The sequence below is a fragment of the Desulfitobacterium sp. PCE1 genome (assembly GCF_000384015.1).
GTDB classification, from domain to species: Bacteria; Bacillota; Desulfitobacteriia; order Desulfitobacteriales; family Desulfitobacteriaceae; genus Desulfitobacterium; species Desulfitobacterium dehalogenans.
Map to the genome: position 1 here is coordinate 298,729 of NZ_KB913023.1, position 16,070 is coordinate 314,798.

The window sequence follows — 16,070 nt, forward strand, 5'->3', positions numbered from 1 at the left end:
CGATGGATGGATTAAGTAGTTTTCTTCTGGTGCTCATCATGGTGGGATTTTTGGCGGCCATACGTTCCATCTGGAGGAAAAAGGATAACCCATGCGGGGGCTGCGGGGGAGACTGCACTTCCTGCAAGCATTCAAACCCACCGGATCAAGCTAAGAAATAAAAAGATTGCGGCGGGAAAACCTATCAATGAAATGCAAAAAGCCAGATTTGAAGTGACCCCATAAAGTTAGACAGGTTTATTATTAGGCAACCTGTTGGGCATGAGTTCGGTATTGTACCGGACTCATGCCTTTTAATTTTGACTTAATTCGTTTGTTGTTGTAGTAATCTATATAGTTAGCAAGTTCTTGCTTAAAGTGTTCAACACTTTTAAACTCTTTTAAATAAAGAAGTTCCGATTTCATAATACCAAAGAAATTTTCAATAATAGCGTTATCGTAGCAGTTGCCTTTACGAGACATACTCTGTGTAATACCACGTTCTTGAAGGGCATGGCTATATTGCTTCATTTGATAGTGCCACCCTTGATCAGAGTGAATCAAGAGCCCGTTCCTATCCGTTAACCGTTCAAATGCTTGATCTAGCATCGTAGAAACGAGGGTATAGACTGGCCTCGAACCGATTGTATAAGTAATAACTTCACCATTAAATAGATCCAGCATCGGGGACAAATATAATTTATCTCCAAATAATTTAAACTCCGTTATATCCGTAACCCATTTCTCATTTGGCCTTTCAGCATTAAAGTTGCGTTCTAAAATATTAGGTGCAATCTTACCCACTGTCCCTTTGTACGAGCGATATTTCTTCATACGAACAAGGCATTTTAAGCCTAATTCATTCATGATACGTTGAATTTTTTTATGATTGACCTTTTGTCCTTGGTTCTCTAATTCATCTTTAATTCGACGGTACCCATAACGGCCTTCATGATCGTCATAAATTGTTTGAATCAATACTTTCAGTTCTGCATCTGGATTAGAACGATCCAGATTTTTGACCCAATAATAATATGTGCTACGCGCAATATCCGCAAGCTGGAGAAGTGCTTTCACCGAAAATTCTTGCCTTAATTCATAGACTACTTGAACTTTGTCTTGTTTGGTGATTTTTTCTTGTTTTGAACTAAGGCATTCAACTTTTTTAGATAGGCGTTCTCCATACGTAAACGTTCATTTTCCAGCTGTAATGCCTTTATTGATCCTTCGGCCGGAGTCTCATTTTTTTCTATATTATTATTTCTTTTTTTCATGGGTGGACGCCCCTTTTTCTTTAGTTCAAGGGCGTCTAATCCCTGCGTTTCTAGTTGTCGCTTCCATTTTAATATCGTGGAAGGTGCAGGGATGTTAAAGATTGCAGCCGTTTGTTTGATAGACGTCCCTTGTTTGTTCATATAGTTAAGTACGTCTAGTTTATATTCTAAAGTATACGATGTATAGTTCTTTTCAAAAGCTTTTTCTCCATGAAATTGATACTGTTTAATCCATGTCTGAAGATTGGAATTATGCACCCCGATAGATGCTGAGATTTCTCGTTGACTTTCTTTACCATATAAATAGCGTTTTACAGCTTTTAATTTCTCTTCAACTGTAAATTTGGCCATAAAGAAAAGCACCTCCAACTGTTAGTGGATGTCTAACAATTGGGGTGCAGTTCAATTTTATTCTGGCTTTTTTTGTTGGCGGAAAAACTACTCAATGGATTGAATTTTGAAATCATCAATGAGCCATTTTCCTTCAATTTTTTTGACTGGTATGGAATACTCAATGGTTTCCCTATAGGCCGAGCCATTATCGTAACCTGATACTTTAACGATACAGTATACATTTCCGCTGGTTTCGGTTTCAATATTAACACGTATAACCTCCACAGCATCCACTTCTTGAGTAAGCTGATTATCTATGAAAGACTGTTTGAAATCTGCAAAGAGTCCTTGCATGATCTTTGCCCGGTCGGGAGTTAAAAAGGGGAGCTCATTTTCACCGGTCCAGGTAGTGTAATCAATGTTAAAGGCAGCTGTAAAGTAGTCGTTGACTAAGGTTTCTATGACAGCTTTATCGGGGGCATACTGATCATCTGAGCCCATGCATCCGGTAAAGGCCAAGATGCTGAACAGGAGAGCAATCCATAGCAACCCTTTCATTTTCTTCACGAAAAAACCTCCTTAAAGTAGTGCAAGAGTATTTGCTTTTTACGACTAAGCTTATAAATTCTTCTTAGTAATTTGAAATACCTTTTTTTCCTCAATAGGACATTATTATGGTCAGATCAGGTTAATCTTTCAATATCTGAAGATTTGAGTAAAATAGAATATAGAGAAATCGATCTATCGAAAAAGTTATAAGAAAGGACTAGAGGCTATGAACATAACAGTAGTGGGTGCAGGAGCTACCGGAGGATACTTTGGCGCAAGATTGGCGGAAAGCGGACTTAATGTAACTTTCTTAGTACGTGAGAAACGGGCCGCTCAGCTGATGGAAAAGGGCCTGGTGATTAAGAGTGTGGTAGAGGATCTAACCCTTGAGACTCCTCAGATAGCCATTAATGCGGAGGATATTCCTGCCTGTGATTTAGTGTTGCTGGGATTGAAAAACTACCAACTGGCGGCAAGTCTTCCCCAGCTCAGGGTCTTAGTGAATCGGGGTGCCAAAATACTGCCGTTTCTCAATGGGGTAGAGCATTTTGAAATACTGGCGAAGGAGTTTGGGCAGGAAAATGTTTTGGGTGGTGTCTGCAAAATTATTTCCACTCTCGACTCAGAAGGAACCATTCATCATACCAGTAAAATCCACCAGATCATCTTCGGAGAATTGGAACCCTCCGGTAAGGAATTTTGCTTGCAGCTGGAACAAGCGATGTCGAAGGCCAACATCAAGGTAAAATATACGGAGAATATCTTGAATGAAATCTGGAGTAAGTATGCCTTTATCGCCGTATTCTCCGGGGTCACCTCCGCCGGAGATCTCACCACGGATCTAATCTGCGCTCATGAGGCCACGATAAAAGTCTACCGCCATTCCCTGGAAGAGATGAAAAGTCTGGCCGATGCCTACGGAGTAGCTTTATCCGAGGATTTCGTGGAACAAAATGTGGAGGGTCTGCCGAAATACGCAAAAGGCTCCACATCCTCCATGCATCAGGACATGCGCAAAGGATTGCTTCTGGAAGTAGAGAGCCTTCAGGGCGCCGCGATCCGTCTGGCTGGTAAAAAGCATATGAAACTGCCCACCATCGAAACGTTGTATGGATTGATTAAGCCTTATGAGATGGGGAGTGAAGGGTAAGATTTTTATAGGTCTATGGATTGCCCCGTAGTAGATTTACTACGGGGCTTTTTAGATAGATCGGAAAGTATAAGCTGCCATGACCTACGAATAGTGTCTTACCGCTGTAGGGAGAGATTCTGTATACAAAAAGGGGATGAATAGGCAGGAATTAGGGGAAAAATAACGAATATATTTATTTGGAAGACTGTCGACATGGAACTCGAGGAGGATATTATGAGTGCAATAACGAAAAGCCTGCCATTTCATCTTCAAATATATGAGATTCTTAAAAACCAAATATTGAATGGTGAGATTAGCCGTGGGGAAAGACTTTATGAAAACAAAATTTCTCAGGAGTTAGGAGTTAGCCGCAGTCCTGTAAGAGAGGCTTTACGCATGCTCGAACAGGACGAATTGGTTGTGGTTACGTCTACTGGACTGGTTGTTAACCCGATGGAATTTTCGGATATGGAAGAAATCTATCAATGCAGAATGGCGGTAGAGCCCTTCGCTGCCAAAATCGCTGCAGATAAACTAACGACCGAAGATTTGGATTCCCTGCGCAACCTTGTGACACAAGCTCGGGCCTATCATAATAAAAATGCCTACGAGAAAGTTGTCGAGTCAAACACTCAATTCCACGATATTATTATTCAGAGCAGCGGCAACAGACGCTTGATTGGAATCATTGAAAAAATTCGCTCACTCATTATTCTTTCGCGGAAAACAGAGTTTGAATGTTACCAGAGAGAAGGGGATTACCTGGATGAACATGAAGAGGTTCTAAAAGCTCTTACGGAAAGAAATGGGGCCGAGGCCGAGAGATTATTAAGAATTCATATTACGAACGACTTTGGGTTCTATAGCTTGGCTTATGAAAACGTATTGAAGAAATAAAATGAGTCCCCCAAAAATAACTGACAGGAAAATCAAAGTAAAGAAATGAACTGTGTACGGAGGTATAGGAAATGAAAACTCTTATTAAAAATGGTACTATAATTACCTCCTCAGAATATTGCCAAGCAGATCTCTTAATTGAAGATGGAAAAATAGCCTGTATCGGGAAAAACATCGGAGGTGAGGCCGATGTTAAGATTTATGCTCAGGATAAGCTCATTTTTCCAGGCGGAATCGATGCTCATGTCCATATGAATGTCCCTTGTTCTGATGGCAGTTTGTCAGCAGGATATGATACGGAAACGATAGCTGCTGCACTAGGCGGGACCACTACGATTCTTGATTATGTCTTACAGGAATATGGCAAGAGCATGCATGAAAGTATCGATGGTGCTCATGCCTTGGCCGAGAGCCAAGCTGCTATTGATTATGGGTTTCATGTCATCGTAACCAATCCGGATGAGCAGACGATAGCAGAGATTGAAGACCTCATCGATTCCGGCATTACTTCCTATAAACTATTTATGGCCAATGATTTAGCCTTGGATGATCAACAACTGCTTAAATTTATGGAAGAATTAGCTCGTTTAGGTGGACTGGCCTGTGTTCATGCGGAAAATGGGGCGATTATCTCATCCCTGCAAAACGGACATAAGAAGAAAAAACAACTTGAACCCTATTATCATTTCCTGAGCCGCCCCTTAATCAGCGAAAATGAAGCGATTAATCGGGCCATTGCGCTGGCGAAGACCGCTAAATGTTCTATGCTCGTTGCCCATGTCAGCAATCTGGAGGGAGTTAATATCATAACTGGTGCCCAAGCTCCTGCCCCGATTCACACAGAATCTTGCCCGCATTATCTGGTCTTGGACGATGATGAATATCGGCAAGGCGAATTCGAAACTGCCAAATATGTCATATCACCCCCGTTGAGGAGCAAAGAGGAAAAAGAAAGATTATGGGTAGGTATTAAGAATAGGGGTATAGATATTATTTCGTCAGATCACAATGGGTTTAACTATTCTACTCATAAGCAACTCGGTAAAGATGATTATACTCTTATCCCGAATGGGGGGCCGGGAATTGAACAGCGTTTTACCCTGATGTATCATACCTTAACCGAACGGGGAATAGATCTTTCGCGATTTGTTGATCTTATTGCAACAAAACCTGCGAAGATTTTTGGCTTATTTCCGCAAAAGGGAACGATTGCTCCGGGAAGCGATGCCGATCTTGTGATCTTTGACCCGGCGATAGAATGGACGATTACGGCAAAGGAGCAGCATCAGGCTTCCGACTACACTTCATATGAAGGATTGAGGATGAAAGGCCGGGTCGATAAGGTTCTGCTGCGAGGAGAACTGATTGTTGACGAAGGAAAATATGTTGGCGAGCCAGGGGATGGAAAATTTATAGCTCGTCAAACTTTAAAAAGCTAGACCGGTAAAGTGTAAAACTCCGCACCATTAATTAACTCCTCCTCAAAACCTATTGGATTAATGTTTAAAACCGAGAAAGCGGCAGCTTCACTCGGTTTTAAACATTAATCCATGATATCATGGGGACATCATTATTAAACTTGTAGGGAAAATCCGCAACAGGGATTAACCCATATTCCTATTTAGAATGAAGCCATTACTCCCAATATTGTAAATGAAATTTTTTTTCTGAATTCGCTAAAATTTATGAAGGATTATTGCGAAGAACAAAGAATATATATACTGTCGACAGTCTATAAACTACCGTATACAGAAGTTTGGGAAAGGAGTAGAACTGAATACACTCATACCCTCGAGTTCAAATTTGATTCTAAAAGCTTTTAAGAAACCAAAGAGCACTAGCAATTTACCACCAACAAATTAAACTGAAAGAAGCGAGGTTAGGAACATGTCGAATGCATCAAAGCAAGATCATGAATCCAAAAGCACTCTAGTGGGTAACGTTAAACCGACGAATGTACGTTGGTACGTTTTCATTGCTATGTTGGTACTTGTCACTATCAATTATGTTGACCGTGCGGTTTTATCTATTGCTATGCCTGCGATTCAAAAGGACTTAAACTTGGATCCTGCAATTGTCGGAGTTATTCTCAGTTCCTTCTTCTGGGGTTATGCCCTAATGCAAATTCCTTCTGGTTTCCTTCTTGATAGGGTTAACCCGTCGAAAGTAGTGCTTGGCTCGGCGGTGGGCTGGGGAATCGCACAAACCTTGACCGGTTTTGTAAACAGCGCCGGCTCCCTGATGTTTTTCCGGGTTCTCCTCGGAGTTACAGAAGCTCCAATTATGCCTGCCGGAGCAAAATTGCAGGGTGTTTGGCTTCCAAGTAAAGAAAGAGCCAGAGGAGCGACAATCATCGATAGTGGTGCTCCATTAGGTACAGCTGTTGGCGGACCCATCATTATTGCTTTCATGGCTTGGTTTGGTGGTTGGCGTGGGGCGCTTATAGGTGCCGGTCTATTGACAATTATTCTTGGCGTTATCTGCTATTATATCCTTAGAGGAAATCCAGCTACCCACAAGGGAGTTAATCAAGCTGAACGTGAATATATCCAAAGTCACCTAGCTCAAGAACAGGAAGAAGCTCAGAAAGAAACCAAGACGGAGCTTAAAACATCCACATACCTATCCAACAAAAGTTTCTGGGGTATGTGCTTAGGTTGGTTCTCCTTCAATACCGTATTCTATGGCCTGTTAACATGGGGACCAAGTTTCCTCGCTCAGACTCAGGGCATTGATATTAAGGCTATTGGTTTCTCTACATTACTCATCTTTGGATGTGGCTTTGTGGGCGAGCTTATTGGTGGTCAACTCGTTGACAAATGGCGTCAAGTGGGTGGTAAATATAACACGGTTATGAAAACTTGCATTGGCATAGCAGGTCTTGCAACCTCAGCTTCTATCTTCCTCCTCACAAGAGCAAGTTCCTTAACCATGGCTATTGTTTTGTTGTCTACTGCATTGTTCTTTTTGCGCTGGGCAGGTATCTTCTGGAGTGTTCCGGCAGCCATCGCGCAACGTCACCATGTCGGTGTACTCGGTGGATGCATGAACTTCGCTGGTAACATTGCAGGGGTTATCACTCCAATCTACATCGGCTTAATTGTAAAATTCACTGGATCGTTCCATGCAGGTCTTCTGATCTTCGTTGCTGCAGGTATCCTCCTTGCTGTTGCTGGTTCACTCATCAACTATGAAAAGAAAATCGGTGTTGCTTGAGTCAAGCCCATATCGGGCCAAGTGTGCGTATGTCTTCGAGAAGAAAGGAGAGTGAAATGTAATGCGAATTCTAGTCATAAATCCAAATATTTCAGAAAGCGTTACAAACCTTATTGCACAAGAGTCAAGACGTGTAGCTTCTCCAGAAACTGAATTGTTGTTCGCAACGGCACCTTTTGGCGTAGAGTATATTGAAACTCGCATAGAGGCTCTTATTGGCGGGTATGCTGCGGCGTGCGTTGCAGCTGAACGCCAGGGGGAATATGATGGTGTAATTATTGACGCTTTTGGTGATCCCGGGCTCTTGGGGATCAAAGAAATGCTCAACGTTCCTGTGGTGGGAATGACGGAAGCCGCTTTAGCATCGGCGTGTCTTTTAGGTCAGCGTTTTTCCATTATTGCTATTTCCTCGCGGATTAAGGCGTGGTATCTGGAAACTGTCGAACGTAGTCACCTGACGACCCGTCTTGCAAGCATACGGTCTTTGAATGACACACTGCGTAATATCGGTACTGTACAGGAAGATCATGCTGAGCGCTTAAAAGAGTTGGCGATTGAGGCGGTCGAGAAGGATGGTGCTGACGTTATCATACTGGCGGGAGCGCCTCTGGCAGGTCTTGCTCGTAGCCTTGAAGGACAGTTACCAGTGCCTGTAGTGGACGGAGTGTCTAGTGCAGTGCGTCATTGCGAATCGCTTATTGCACTAAATCCTGGCTACGCAGTGAAAGGAAGCTTTGCTCAACCCCCCCTGAAGCCGAATAAGGGATTGCCGGCAGCTCTAGCCGCACTATTGGATCGCACACGCTAATATTACTAAAGGATTCTAGCATACTTTTGCTAGAATCCTTTGCCACGATTATGCATAACCCCCTCTTCTAACACTGCCCTTGAGGCAATTTGTTTAAGGGTGGTTTTGGGTTTAGAAGACATCAGATTGAAAAAGATTATGGAAGCACCATATAGGATAGTGCGCCAGTAGTTATATGCAGGGGGTGTCCGATGGAACGGTACGTTCGTTTTAATAATGGTAATAAGATTTGCTTCGGATTAGTCAAAGGTGATATAGTTGCAGAGCTGATCGGTGAGGAGCTTTCCGATTTTAAAGAATCCGGAATAGAACATGATCTTTCCTCCCTTAAGCTATTGGCCCCTTGTAACCCTACAAAAGCAGTCTGTGTTGGTCTCAATTATAAAGACACAGTCCTCGAGCCAGGAGCACAATGGCCTAAAGAACCTCTTTTATTTATAAAACCATCGACAAGCATTACAAATCCAGGAGATGATATCATCAAATGGGCAATGACAGAGGATTTAGCCTTTGAAGCGGAACTAGCCATTGTCATAGGGAAAAAAGCGCATCTAGTGCCTGAAGAGGAAGCTCACGAATATATCTGGGGATATACAATCGCTAATGATGTAACTGCAAAGGATTTGCAGAGGGCCGACATCCTATGGGCCCGCTCAAAGTCCTTCGATACGTTTCTCCCTTTGGGGCCCTGGATCGTCAGTGGAATTGATGCCCATCATTTAATGATTACTTCTTCTGTAAACGGTCAGCAAAAACAAAAAGGTACTACTGCTGATTTAATCTTTGGCATAGAGTACCTAGTAAGTTTCGTTTCTCACATTACAACGCTGTTACCCGGAGATATTATTTTAACAGGTACACCTGGTGGTTACGGTTCGTCCTTAGATGTTAATGATAAGGTCGAAATAGAGATATCAGAGATCGGCAAGCTAATGAACACTTGTAAAGTAAGCTCGGAACGCTGGAGTCTTGCACCACGCCATAAATAGCATGTATTTGAGCAGGGAGGGTCAAAGGCGTTTTTGTACGCCACCCATGGCGATTAACTAGACGACGAAAGTCCGTTATGGGGATATGTAGCGACCAGCCATGAGCTTAAGGCAAGGGTATCCATCGCGAGGAGAATGAAAAAGGCGAATTCCTGTAGAATTCGCCCCTTTCCGAACCGTTTGCAAAAGTTGTCTTTTCTTTCAGCCTTTTCATTCCGAGAGGCTATTTATTTTGCCTCAAATAATCTACCCCAGCCTTTAACGACACCAGGATCTACACCGACCATTTTTAAGGTTTTCCATACAGTGACTGCGGTACTATCGTAAACAGTGATGCCATAATCTCTTTCGAGCTGTTCGATTTGCCAAGTGGATCTTAAATTGGTACAAATGATGCTGATTCCATCAGCGGCATCAACGCTGACTTCTTTACACATCTCATCAATCTGTTCCGGCGTAACTAAACTGAAAGAACGGTTAACGGTTTGATTCAAGCCACGAGAATTAATGACTTTGTAACCGCATTTTTCTTCAAATTGTTTAGCAATGAGCTCATCGATGGAAGGGATGTAAGGAGTAACCATGTGGAGAGTCTTTACATTGTTTTCCTCAAACGCTTCCAGCATAGCAAGCATGGAGGTGGTTGCTGGGATCCCCGTCGTTTCGGTGATTTTCTCACATACCATCCTGTCGAATTCGAAGCCTGTCCAACCACCTGATGTTCCGTTCCAGGCAATTGCATCAACATCGGCATGGGCGAGAAATTCTGAGGCACGTAGAAATGGATCGAGATCAAACTGAGATAAAGCGTCTTTTTCCAAAGAAATCTTTGTCACCTCTAAACGTGAATAGTGCATGGTAACAAGATCCTCTAAGCCGGAAACCATTCTTGAGCAAATAGGCTCCAGGGCTGTGTTTGAAGATGGGGTCAGCATTCCAATCTTCTTTTGTTCTGCAGGATCAAACATAGTTTTTTTCATGTGAGTATCCCTCCATTAAAAATATAGGGAATGACCGACGCGCGACAGTCGCTTGTCGACAATGTTTGATATATGTTTTCGCCGTTTCTTTTCGAAATCCTCTTTTGTTTTTGATGTTTCTGAATATTTTCTTTAAATTTTTCTCCATGTTGCATTAATGGATTTCGGCAGCCGAATAGTCTTCAACGAGTATGTCTTGAGCCCCTTGCCACAGAACAATTTGGCCTAATTTCCCTAAGTTTTCATTCCCTTCAATGATCGTTAAGAAATGGTTTCCTGCTAATTGCCCAATTTTGCTTGAAAAAAAAGCCCCTCCATAAGGGATGAAAATCTCTGTTTCACTAATATCACCCGGATATAAAAGGATCTCCCCTTTGGCAGGATGACTGGTAGGATTTTCATAGCCCACTCCTAATTTGAAATCGCCTAAGGGAACCCAAACGGCCTCTCCGCTCCACCGAACATGGATAATCTTGTTTTTAAATGGCAGAAGCTTTTTAAATGCCGCACAAGTTTGGGGGGCCTCTTTTTCCTCAAGTCGTGCAATGAAGTTAAACCCACCGGCAGTAATTTTTACTAGATTCATAATTTTATCAACCTCCTCATTTTTTCAATATCAATTCTATGACGATGAAGGGCCCCTTACAGGTCTTAACTCTTATGAGCATACTTATTAAGCGCTGCCGTGTCAAGAATCGTTATTTCTCCCCGTTTGAGATGGATAAGGCCTTTTTGGGCAAATTCGTTAAGATAGGTTGTTACTTTGGAACGTGCTGTGCCAATAAAGTGGGCCAGTTCTTCATGGGTAATCATCAGGCAGTTATCGTTATTTTTACTGGTGAAAATACCATAGTGCTTGAAATCCAATAACAATCTTGCCAGCCGGTACTCGATTTTTTGAGTGGACAAATCTTCAGCTTGTAAGGTTGTCCATCTTAATTTAACCCCAATGGACTGAATAATATATAAAGCAATTTCTGGATAGGCATAGATAAGCTCTTTCATTCTATCCCCAGAAATAGCGACAACTTCAACTTTGCTTAGAGCGGTTGCCGAGACCATGCGCGGGCCTTGGTCCAGGGTTTCTGTTTCCCCAAATATTGCGGGGGCGACAAGGATGCCAAAGATTTTTTCACTTCCCTCAGAGAAAAAGCTGGAGACCTTTACCTTGCCTTTCTTCAGGCAAATAAGTCCGTTGCTGGGCTGGTTCTTCTCGAATACGAATTCGCCTTTTTGATAATGTCTTGGTATCCCACTGCTTAAAAGAATATTCCATAGGTTTGTATCCGTTGGTTGAGAATAGATATTTGGAACGATGTAATTCATGATCGTACCCCCAATCATTGCGTTACAATTATATTGTACAATAATAATGGGAAGCAAAACGTCAATTTTCGGGAAAAATATAAAGGGAGGAAACTTCGGGATTTGACCCGAAGCTATCCTCCTTTAAGCTTATGGATTCATAATGAGAGATTGTGGATTATTTTTTAGACCGAGCGGATTCGACCCAAATACCGCGTTCGATCAATTTTCGGACATGCTGGCGGTAAATCTCGTGGGTGTCTTTGTGTTTTAAGGGAGCGCGGTTCATACATAGATTCTTTTCAAAGAGAGGCTCTTCGTAGATGAGTTTGAATTGCTCAGTACGCAAGTCTTTCATCCAGTTTCCGAAGAGGGAACGTTCGCGGTATTCCCTCAGAGATTCAATATCGATAATAGCTCCGGCATAGGAACTTCCTGAACCATACTTATGGTTGGAGATCACTTCTCCATGGTGGTTGACGATCATGGATTGGCCGCCGAAGGTGTCGACAGACAGCTCGGCTGCTTGGGAGGGATAATAGGTGGCGACATTAGGTGCCACCACATAGCAGGTATTGTCCAAAGCCCGGGCTCTATTTTGAAGTTCCCACCACCCATTGGCTACTGCCGGTTCAGGAGCGCTGGACCGGTAGATGATTTCCGCACCGTTCATGGCGAGTCCTCGCGCCGGTTCAGGGTAATCCCCCTCTTGGCACACCAAGAGGCCGATTCTGCCGATTTCTGTGTCGGCTACGGAGTAAAAAGAGTCTAATTTATAACCATAAAGCTCTATCCATTTGTCCCACACATCATGGGGAACGGTGGAATGTTCCTGACAGAAAACCTGCATTTTGTAACTTTGTAGAATGACTTCTCCTTTCGGATCAATCAAAAAAGCAGAATTAAAGAAGCGGCCGGGAAACTCAGGGTGCTTTACTTTGGCCTGAGCTATGAGATAGGCGTTGTATTCCTTAGCTTTTTTGCCAAGAAGTTCAGTTTCTTCACCAGGAATATCAATGGCCATATGATCTACATAGTATTGGTGATCCCAATCAAATAATTCATCAGTAAATCCTTGCAGAGCACCTTCTGGAATAGTAATGAGTCTTACCGGCATTTCAATTCCGCTTAACCATACTGCGGCATCGATGACATCTGAGATGTGGGCAATATTCCGTTTGATATCCTCCCTTTTTTCTGCACCACGCATGGTAGGTTGTATGGCTAAGGCCATATACTGCTCAATCATTGATATTACCTCCTTGTGCACTTCTTGGTTTTAGATTAGCACAAGGATTTATTTATGTATGTTACAATAGTAACAGTTGTCTAAATTTTCTTGAATTTACTTGATGCTAAAAAATATTCAAAAAAGAAAAAAGTACTTAAAATTTTCTTTTTTTGTCCATTAGAAGAGCATTCTAGTTCAGATTTTTCAAGCGCCGATTCAGGCTAATTTGCTATAATTTAAAGATGGGTGTTTTGCCTAAGGCTATATATTGACACACTGGATATCTCACAATCTATAGAAGATAAAGGGAAGGCTTTTTATGAGTAATATACATGATGTGCGCAGGCGGGAGATCAAATATCGGGTTGCGTTTGACAATGCATCGAGAGCAAAGCAATACATAGGCAAGGTTTTGCAGGGTGATCCCCACAATGGATCTGATGGGTATCTTGTGCGGTCACTCTATTTTGACACGCTTTGGAATCGTGATCTTGAAGAAAAAAAAGATGGCCTTGAAAGCCGCAGAAAAATACGACTGCGCGTTTATTCGCCTGAAGCTGCCACAGCAAAGTTGGAGCTGAAAGAGAAACAGGGTTTTTGGCAGCACAAGCGCTCCATCACGATTCCGCGGGAGATGGCTATTCACTTGTCTACTGGAGACTATACATCCCTGGCTAGGATGCAACTCCCTCTTGCCCAACAGCTGTACCGTTTTATGAGTGAGCAAATGTATCGGCCCAAATGCATCGTACAATACCGACGGTATGCCTTTATTGTTCCGGCCAACGATATCCGTATTACCTTCGACAGCAAACTTATGGCAACGGAAGGATATTTGGATTTGTATAGAGACGATGCCTTTCTGTATCCTGTGGGCTGGCCTGATGATGTAACCCTGGAGGTTAAATATAATAATTTCTTATTTAGTTATATTAAGGACTTGCTGGATGACATTGACAAAGTGCCCGTATCCTACAGCAAGTATGTCATGTCGCGTTTTATGACCCACAGTTTAGAGTAAAACCCGATTGTGTTGCACTATCTTATCTATAGAGGAGGAGCTACATAACGATGAAAGACCAATTGCTGGCTGGGCTGGAGGCGAGTACCGGTGCCCTTACATTACAAGATATTCTTTTGAATTTTTTGATTGCCGGAATCTTGGGCGTGATGATTTTCATCTCATACCGCATATCCCATTCGGGTGCCGTCTACAGCGCCAAGTTCAATGTGTCGCTGATTATGCTCACCCTCGTCACCACGCTGGTGATGAATGTAATCGGCAATAATATTGCTCTTTCACTGGGTATGGTAGGGGCCCTGTCCATTGTCCGTTTCCGCACGGCCATTAAGGATCCGCGAGACACTGCTTATATCTTTTGGGGTATCGCTGTGGGTGTTTGTTGTGGCGTTCAGGAGTATCTTTTGTCTGCCATCGGCTCGGGCATCATCTTCTTGTTCATGCTGATGTTCGGGGCGGTAAAGAGCAACGACCGTTATCTGCTTGTGCTGCGGGGAGAAAGTGTTGCCGAACAGGCCCTGGAAAAGGCCATTGATCAGATCTTCGGCGGCAAAGCTCAATTTAAAGTGAAAAACACCTCGAAGAGCTTCATTGAACACATCTATGAGTTATCACAAAAACAGGTGCAGCAGGCGGAGAAACAGATCGGTTCCCTTACCTCCTATCTGAATAAAATAGAAGGTATGACGGCAGTAAACTTAATCAGCCAAAATGACGAAATCAACCGATAGGGGACATGTCCATGAGAAACGAGCGGAAGATAGCTGTCATTTCAATAGCGGCATTGCTTTTGGCAGTACTCGGTTTAAGTCTTCTGACCGCAGTACCGCACCGGACAGAGCATCCTAACTCTTACAATGCTCCGCTGCCAGCGGCGCCCAAAACCGAAAACGTCATGCAGGGAATATCCCAAGAGGATTGGAGCGTGGACGACACCTTTTCCACCCATCTACCTCTTATTGTCATCGATACCGGGAACGAGCGTCCGCCCATCAGCACCCAGCAGGGTGAAGATGGCGTTTTCCAACTCATTCCCGGGGTAGAACCCTACCGCTACGGGAGTATCCACGTGATTGACACCGGCGGCCTCAACAACCTGAAGAGCGAGCCGGATCATGTAAGTCCCATCGCCATTAAGCGCAGGGGCAACAGCTCGATGCTGTACCAAAAAGCCCAGTATTTAATCAAGCTGCAGACAGAATCCGGACAAGACAATTTTTTGGATTTGCTGGATCTTGGAGCGGAATGCGAATGGGTGCTCAACGGCTCCATGGCTGACAAAAGCATGATGCGAAATTACCTTTCCTACCGCCTTGCTTCACAATTCATGCCCTTTACACCGGATTCACGGTACTGCGAGGTGGTGTACCACGAGAATGGCCGCTATTATTACGAGGGTGTGTATCTGCTGATTGAAAGCATCAAGCAGGGTGAGGAGCGCGTTGCTATTTCAGAGTCAAAATCCTCCGATCCCTATCCGTCCTACATTGTCCGGCGCGATCGGTTTGCAGAGGATGACACTATCCTGGACACCTGGGCCACGCAAAAGGGATTGAGATTTACTCCTGATGAATTGAACGAACATTATCTGGGGCTGATCTATCCCACCATGAAAAACGCTACAAAGGAAACTATCGAGTTTGTCACAGGAGACATCAGCCGGATTGAAAAGGTTCTGTATTCTGACGACGAGCATGTTTTCTCTACCTACCCCCGCTATATCGATGTGGATTCTTTCATCGACTATTTTATTTTTAATGAATTTTTCGGCAGCTACGACGCGGGTATCAACTCCACCTATATGTACAAGGAGGTGGGCGGCAAGCTGTATATGGGTCCGGTATGGGATCTGGATAACGCAATGGACAATTACAAATCCGAACCTTTGAATGTGAATGTAACAGCCTTTCAGATCAAGCCATGGTTCGACCGGCTGATACGTGATTCGGATTTTTTAGCAAAGCTGGAAAAACGATATGCCCAGCTTAGGCGGGGGCCCCTTTCCGATGAGAACTATCTCGGCACCATCGATGCCATTGTAGCTCATTTGGGCCCAGCCACCGACAGAGAGTGGACCCGGTGGGCTCATGTGTACACAACTTTCAACAGATACAGCATGCAAAATTACGGGGAAAACCATGAACTGGTAAGAAATACGGATGAATTCCGCCAGGAGGTATACAGGCTGAAAACCAGCATTACACAACACGCCGCAGCCATAGGCCCTTACCTCCGGATATTGCGAAAATCCACTATCGTAAACACCGGGCTTTCCATATATTCTCCCTTACTTTTGTTGGTGACCGTGCTGGTATTCCTCATCCCCGCTTTCTACGCATCTCGTAAATAGGAGGCT

At 43.4% G+C, this 16,070-nt stretch carries 16 protein-coding genes; 10 read left to right on the top strand and 6 right to left on the bottom strand.

Annotated elements, in window-relative coordinates:
• Positions 1-2: 2 nt before the first annotated feature.
• Positions 3-161, top strand: coding sequence for a FeoB-associated Cys-rich membrane protein (locus DESPCE1_RS22220; protein WP_019849242.1), 159 nt, complete (start codon positions 3-5; stop codon positions 159-161).
• 82 nt (positions 162-243) lie between these two features.
• Here DESPCE1_RS22220 and DESPCE1_RS22225 read toward each other — a convergent pair.
• Together DESPCE1_RS22225 and DESPCE1_RS0101500 are read right to left on the bottom strand one after the other, a co-directional pair.
• A protein-coding gene (locus DESPCE1_RS22225) for an IS3 family transposase (protein ID WP_085938402.1) occupies positions 244-1,604 on the bottom strand; the annotation gives its coding sequence in 2 pieces (ribosomal slippage) (positions 244-1,148 and positions 1,148-1,604; 1,362 coding nt in all).
• Positions 1,605-1,691: 87 nt separating this feature from the next.
• Positions 1,692-2,144 carry a hypothetical protein gene (locus DESPCE1_RS0101500; protein WP_242835413.1) on the bottom strand — a complete coding sequence of 151 codons (453 nt, stop codon included), beginning with the start codon at positions 2,142-2,144 and terminating at the stop codon, positions 1,692-1,694.
• A gap of 217 nt (positions 2,145-2,361) precedes the next feature.
• On the opposite strand from DESPCE1_RS0101500, the gene DESPCE1_RS0101505 reads away from it, so the two are divergent.
• The 6 genes from DESPCE1_RS0101505 to DESPCE1_RS0101530 all read left to right on the top strand — a co-directional run bounded on the left by DESPCE1_RS0101505 (position 2,362) and on the right by DESPCE1_RS0101530 (position 9,177).
• Positions 2,362-3,285 (top strand): ketopantoate reductase family protein, encoded by a 924-nt coding sequence (locus DESPCE1_RS0101505; RefSeq protein WP_019849244.1) that lies wholly within the window; start codon positions 2,362-2,364, stop codon positions 3,283-3,285.
• Positions 3,286-3,501: 216 nt separating this feature from the next.
• The gene (locus DESPCE1_RS0101510; RefSeq protein WP_019849245.1) at positions 3,502-4,164 is read left to right on the top strand and encodes a GntR family transcriptional regulator; all 663 of its coding nucleotides are present in this window, start codon (positions 3,502-3,504) and stop codon (positions 4,162-4,164) included.
• A gap of 71 nt (positions 4,165-4,235) precedes the next feature.
• Complete coding sequence (hydA, locus tag DESPCE1_RS0101515; RefSeq protein WP_019849246.1) at positions 4,236-5,603, top strand: dihydropyrimidinase; 1,368 nt, start codon at positions 4,236-4,238, stop codon at positions 5,601-5,603.
• A 448-nt stretch (positions 5,604-6,051) separates the two neighbouring features.
• Positions 6,052-7,380, top strand: coding sequence for an MFS transporter (locus DESPCE1_RS0101520; protein ID WP_019849247.1), 1,329 nt, complete (start codon positions 6,052-6,054; stop codon positions 7,378-7,380).
• A 61-nt stretch (positions 7,381-7,441) separates the two neighbouring features.
• The gene (locus DESPCE1_RS0101525; RefSeq protein ID WP_014792282.1) at positions 7,442-8,188 is read left to right on the top strand and encodes an aspartate/glutamate racemase family protein; all 747 of its coding nucleotides are present in this window, start codon (positions 7,442-7,444) and stop codon (positions 8,186-8,188) included.
• Positions 8,189-8,379: 191 nt separating this feature from the next.
• Positions 8,380-9,177 carry a fumarylacetoacetate hydrolase family protein gene (locus DESPCE1_RS0101530; protein WP_019849248.1) on the top strand — a complete coding sequence of 266 codons (798 nt, stop codon included), beginning with the start codon at positions 8,380-8,382 and terminating at the stop codon, positions 9,175-9,177.
• A 227-nt stretch (positions 9,178-9,404) separates the two neighbouring features.
• Here the strand turns inward: DESPCE1_RS0101530 and DESPCE1_RS0101535 are convergent, their stop codons facing one another.
• From DESPCE1_RS0101535 to DESPCE1_RS0101550, 4 genes are all read right to left on the bottom strand, one after another.
• Positions 9,405-10,157, bottom strand: coding sequence for an aspartate/glutamate racemase family protein (locus tag DESPCE1_RS0101535; protein WP_014792284.1), 753 nt, complete (start codon positions 10,155-10,157; stop codon positions 9,405-9,407).
• A gap of 154 nt (positions 10,158-10,311) precedes the next feature.
• On the bottom strand, positions 10,312-10,743 hold the full coding sequence (locus DESPCE1_RS0101540) for a DUF3830 family protein (RefSeq protein ID WP_019849249.1): 432 nt from the start codon (positions 10,741-10,743) through the stop codon (positions 10,312-10,314).
• A gap of 65 nt (positions 10,744-10,808) precedes the next feature.
• On the bottom strand, positions 10,809-11,483 hold the full coding sequence (locus DESPCE1_RS0101545; RefSeq protein ID WP_019849250.1) for a Crp/Fnr family transcriptional regulator: 675 nt from the start codon (positions 11,481-11,483) through the stop codon (positions 10,809-10,811).
• A 157-nt stretch (positions 11,484-11,640) separates the two neighbouring features.
• Positions 11,641-12,711 carry a nitrilase-related carbon-nitrogen hydrolase gene (locus tag DESPCE1_RS0101550; RefSeq protein ID WP_019849251.1) on the bottom strand — a complete coding sequence of 357 codons (1,071 nt, stop codon included), beginning with the start codon at positions 12,709-12,711 and terminating at the stop codon, positions 11,641-11,643.
• Positions 12,712-13,012: 301 nt separating this feature from the next.
• Here DESPCE1_RS0101550 and DESPCE1_RS0101555 point away from each other — a divergent pair, with 301 nt between their 5' ends.
• The 3 genes from DESPCE1_RS0101555 to DESPCE1_RS0101565 are packed head-to-tail and all read left to right on the top strand — an operon-like array spanning position 13,013 to position 16,064.
• The gene (locus DESPCE1_RS0101555) at positions 13,013-13,714 is read left to right on the top strand and encodes a polyphosphate polymerase domain-containing protein (RefSeq protein WP_019849252.1); all 702 of its coding nucleotides are present in this window, start codon (positions 13,013-13,015) and stop codon (positions 13,712-13,714) included.
• Between the two features lie 50 nt (positions 13,715-13,764).
• On the top strand, positions 13,765-14,445 hold the full coding sequence (locus tag DESPCE1_RS0101560; protein WP_019849253.1) for a DUF4956 domain-containing protein: 681 nt from the start codon (positions 13,765-13,767) through the stop codon (positions 14,443-14,445).
• Between the two features lie 11 nt (positions 14,446-14,456).
• A complete protein-coding gene (locus tag DESPCE1_RS0101565; RefSeq protein ID WP_019849254.1) occupies positions 14,457-16,064 on the top strand; it encodes a CotH kinase family protein in 1,608 nt (535 codons plus the stop codon).
• Positions 16,065-16,070: the final 6 nt, after the last annotated feature.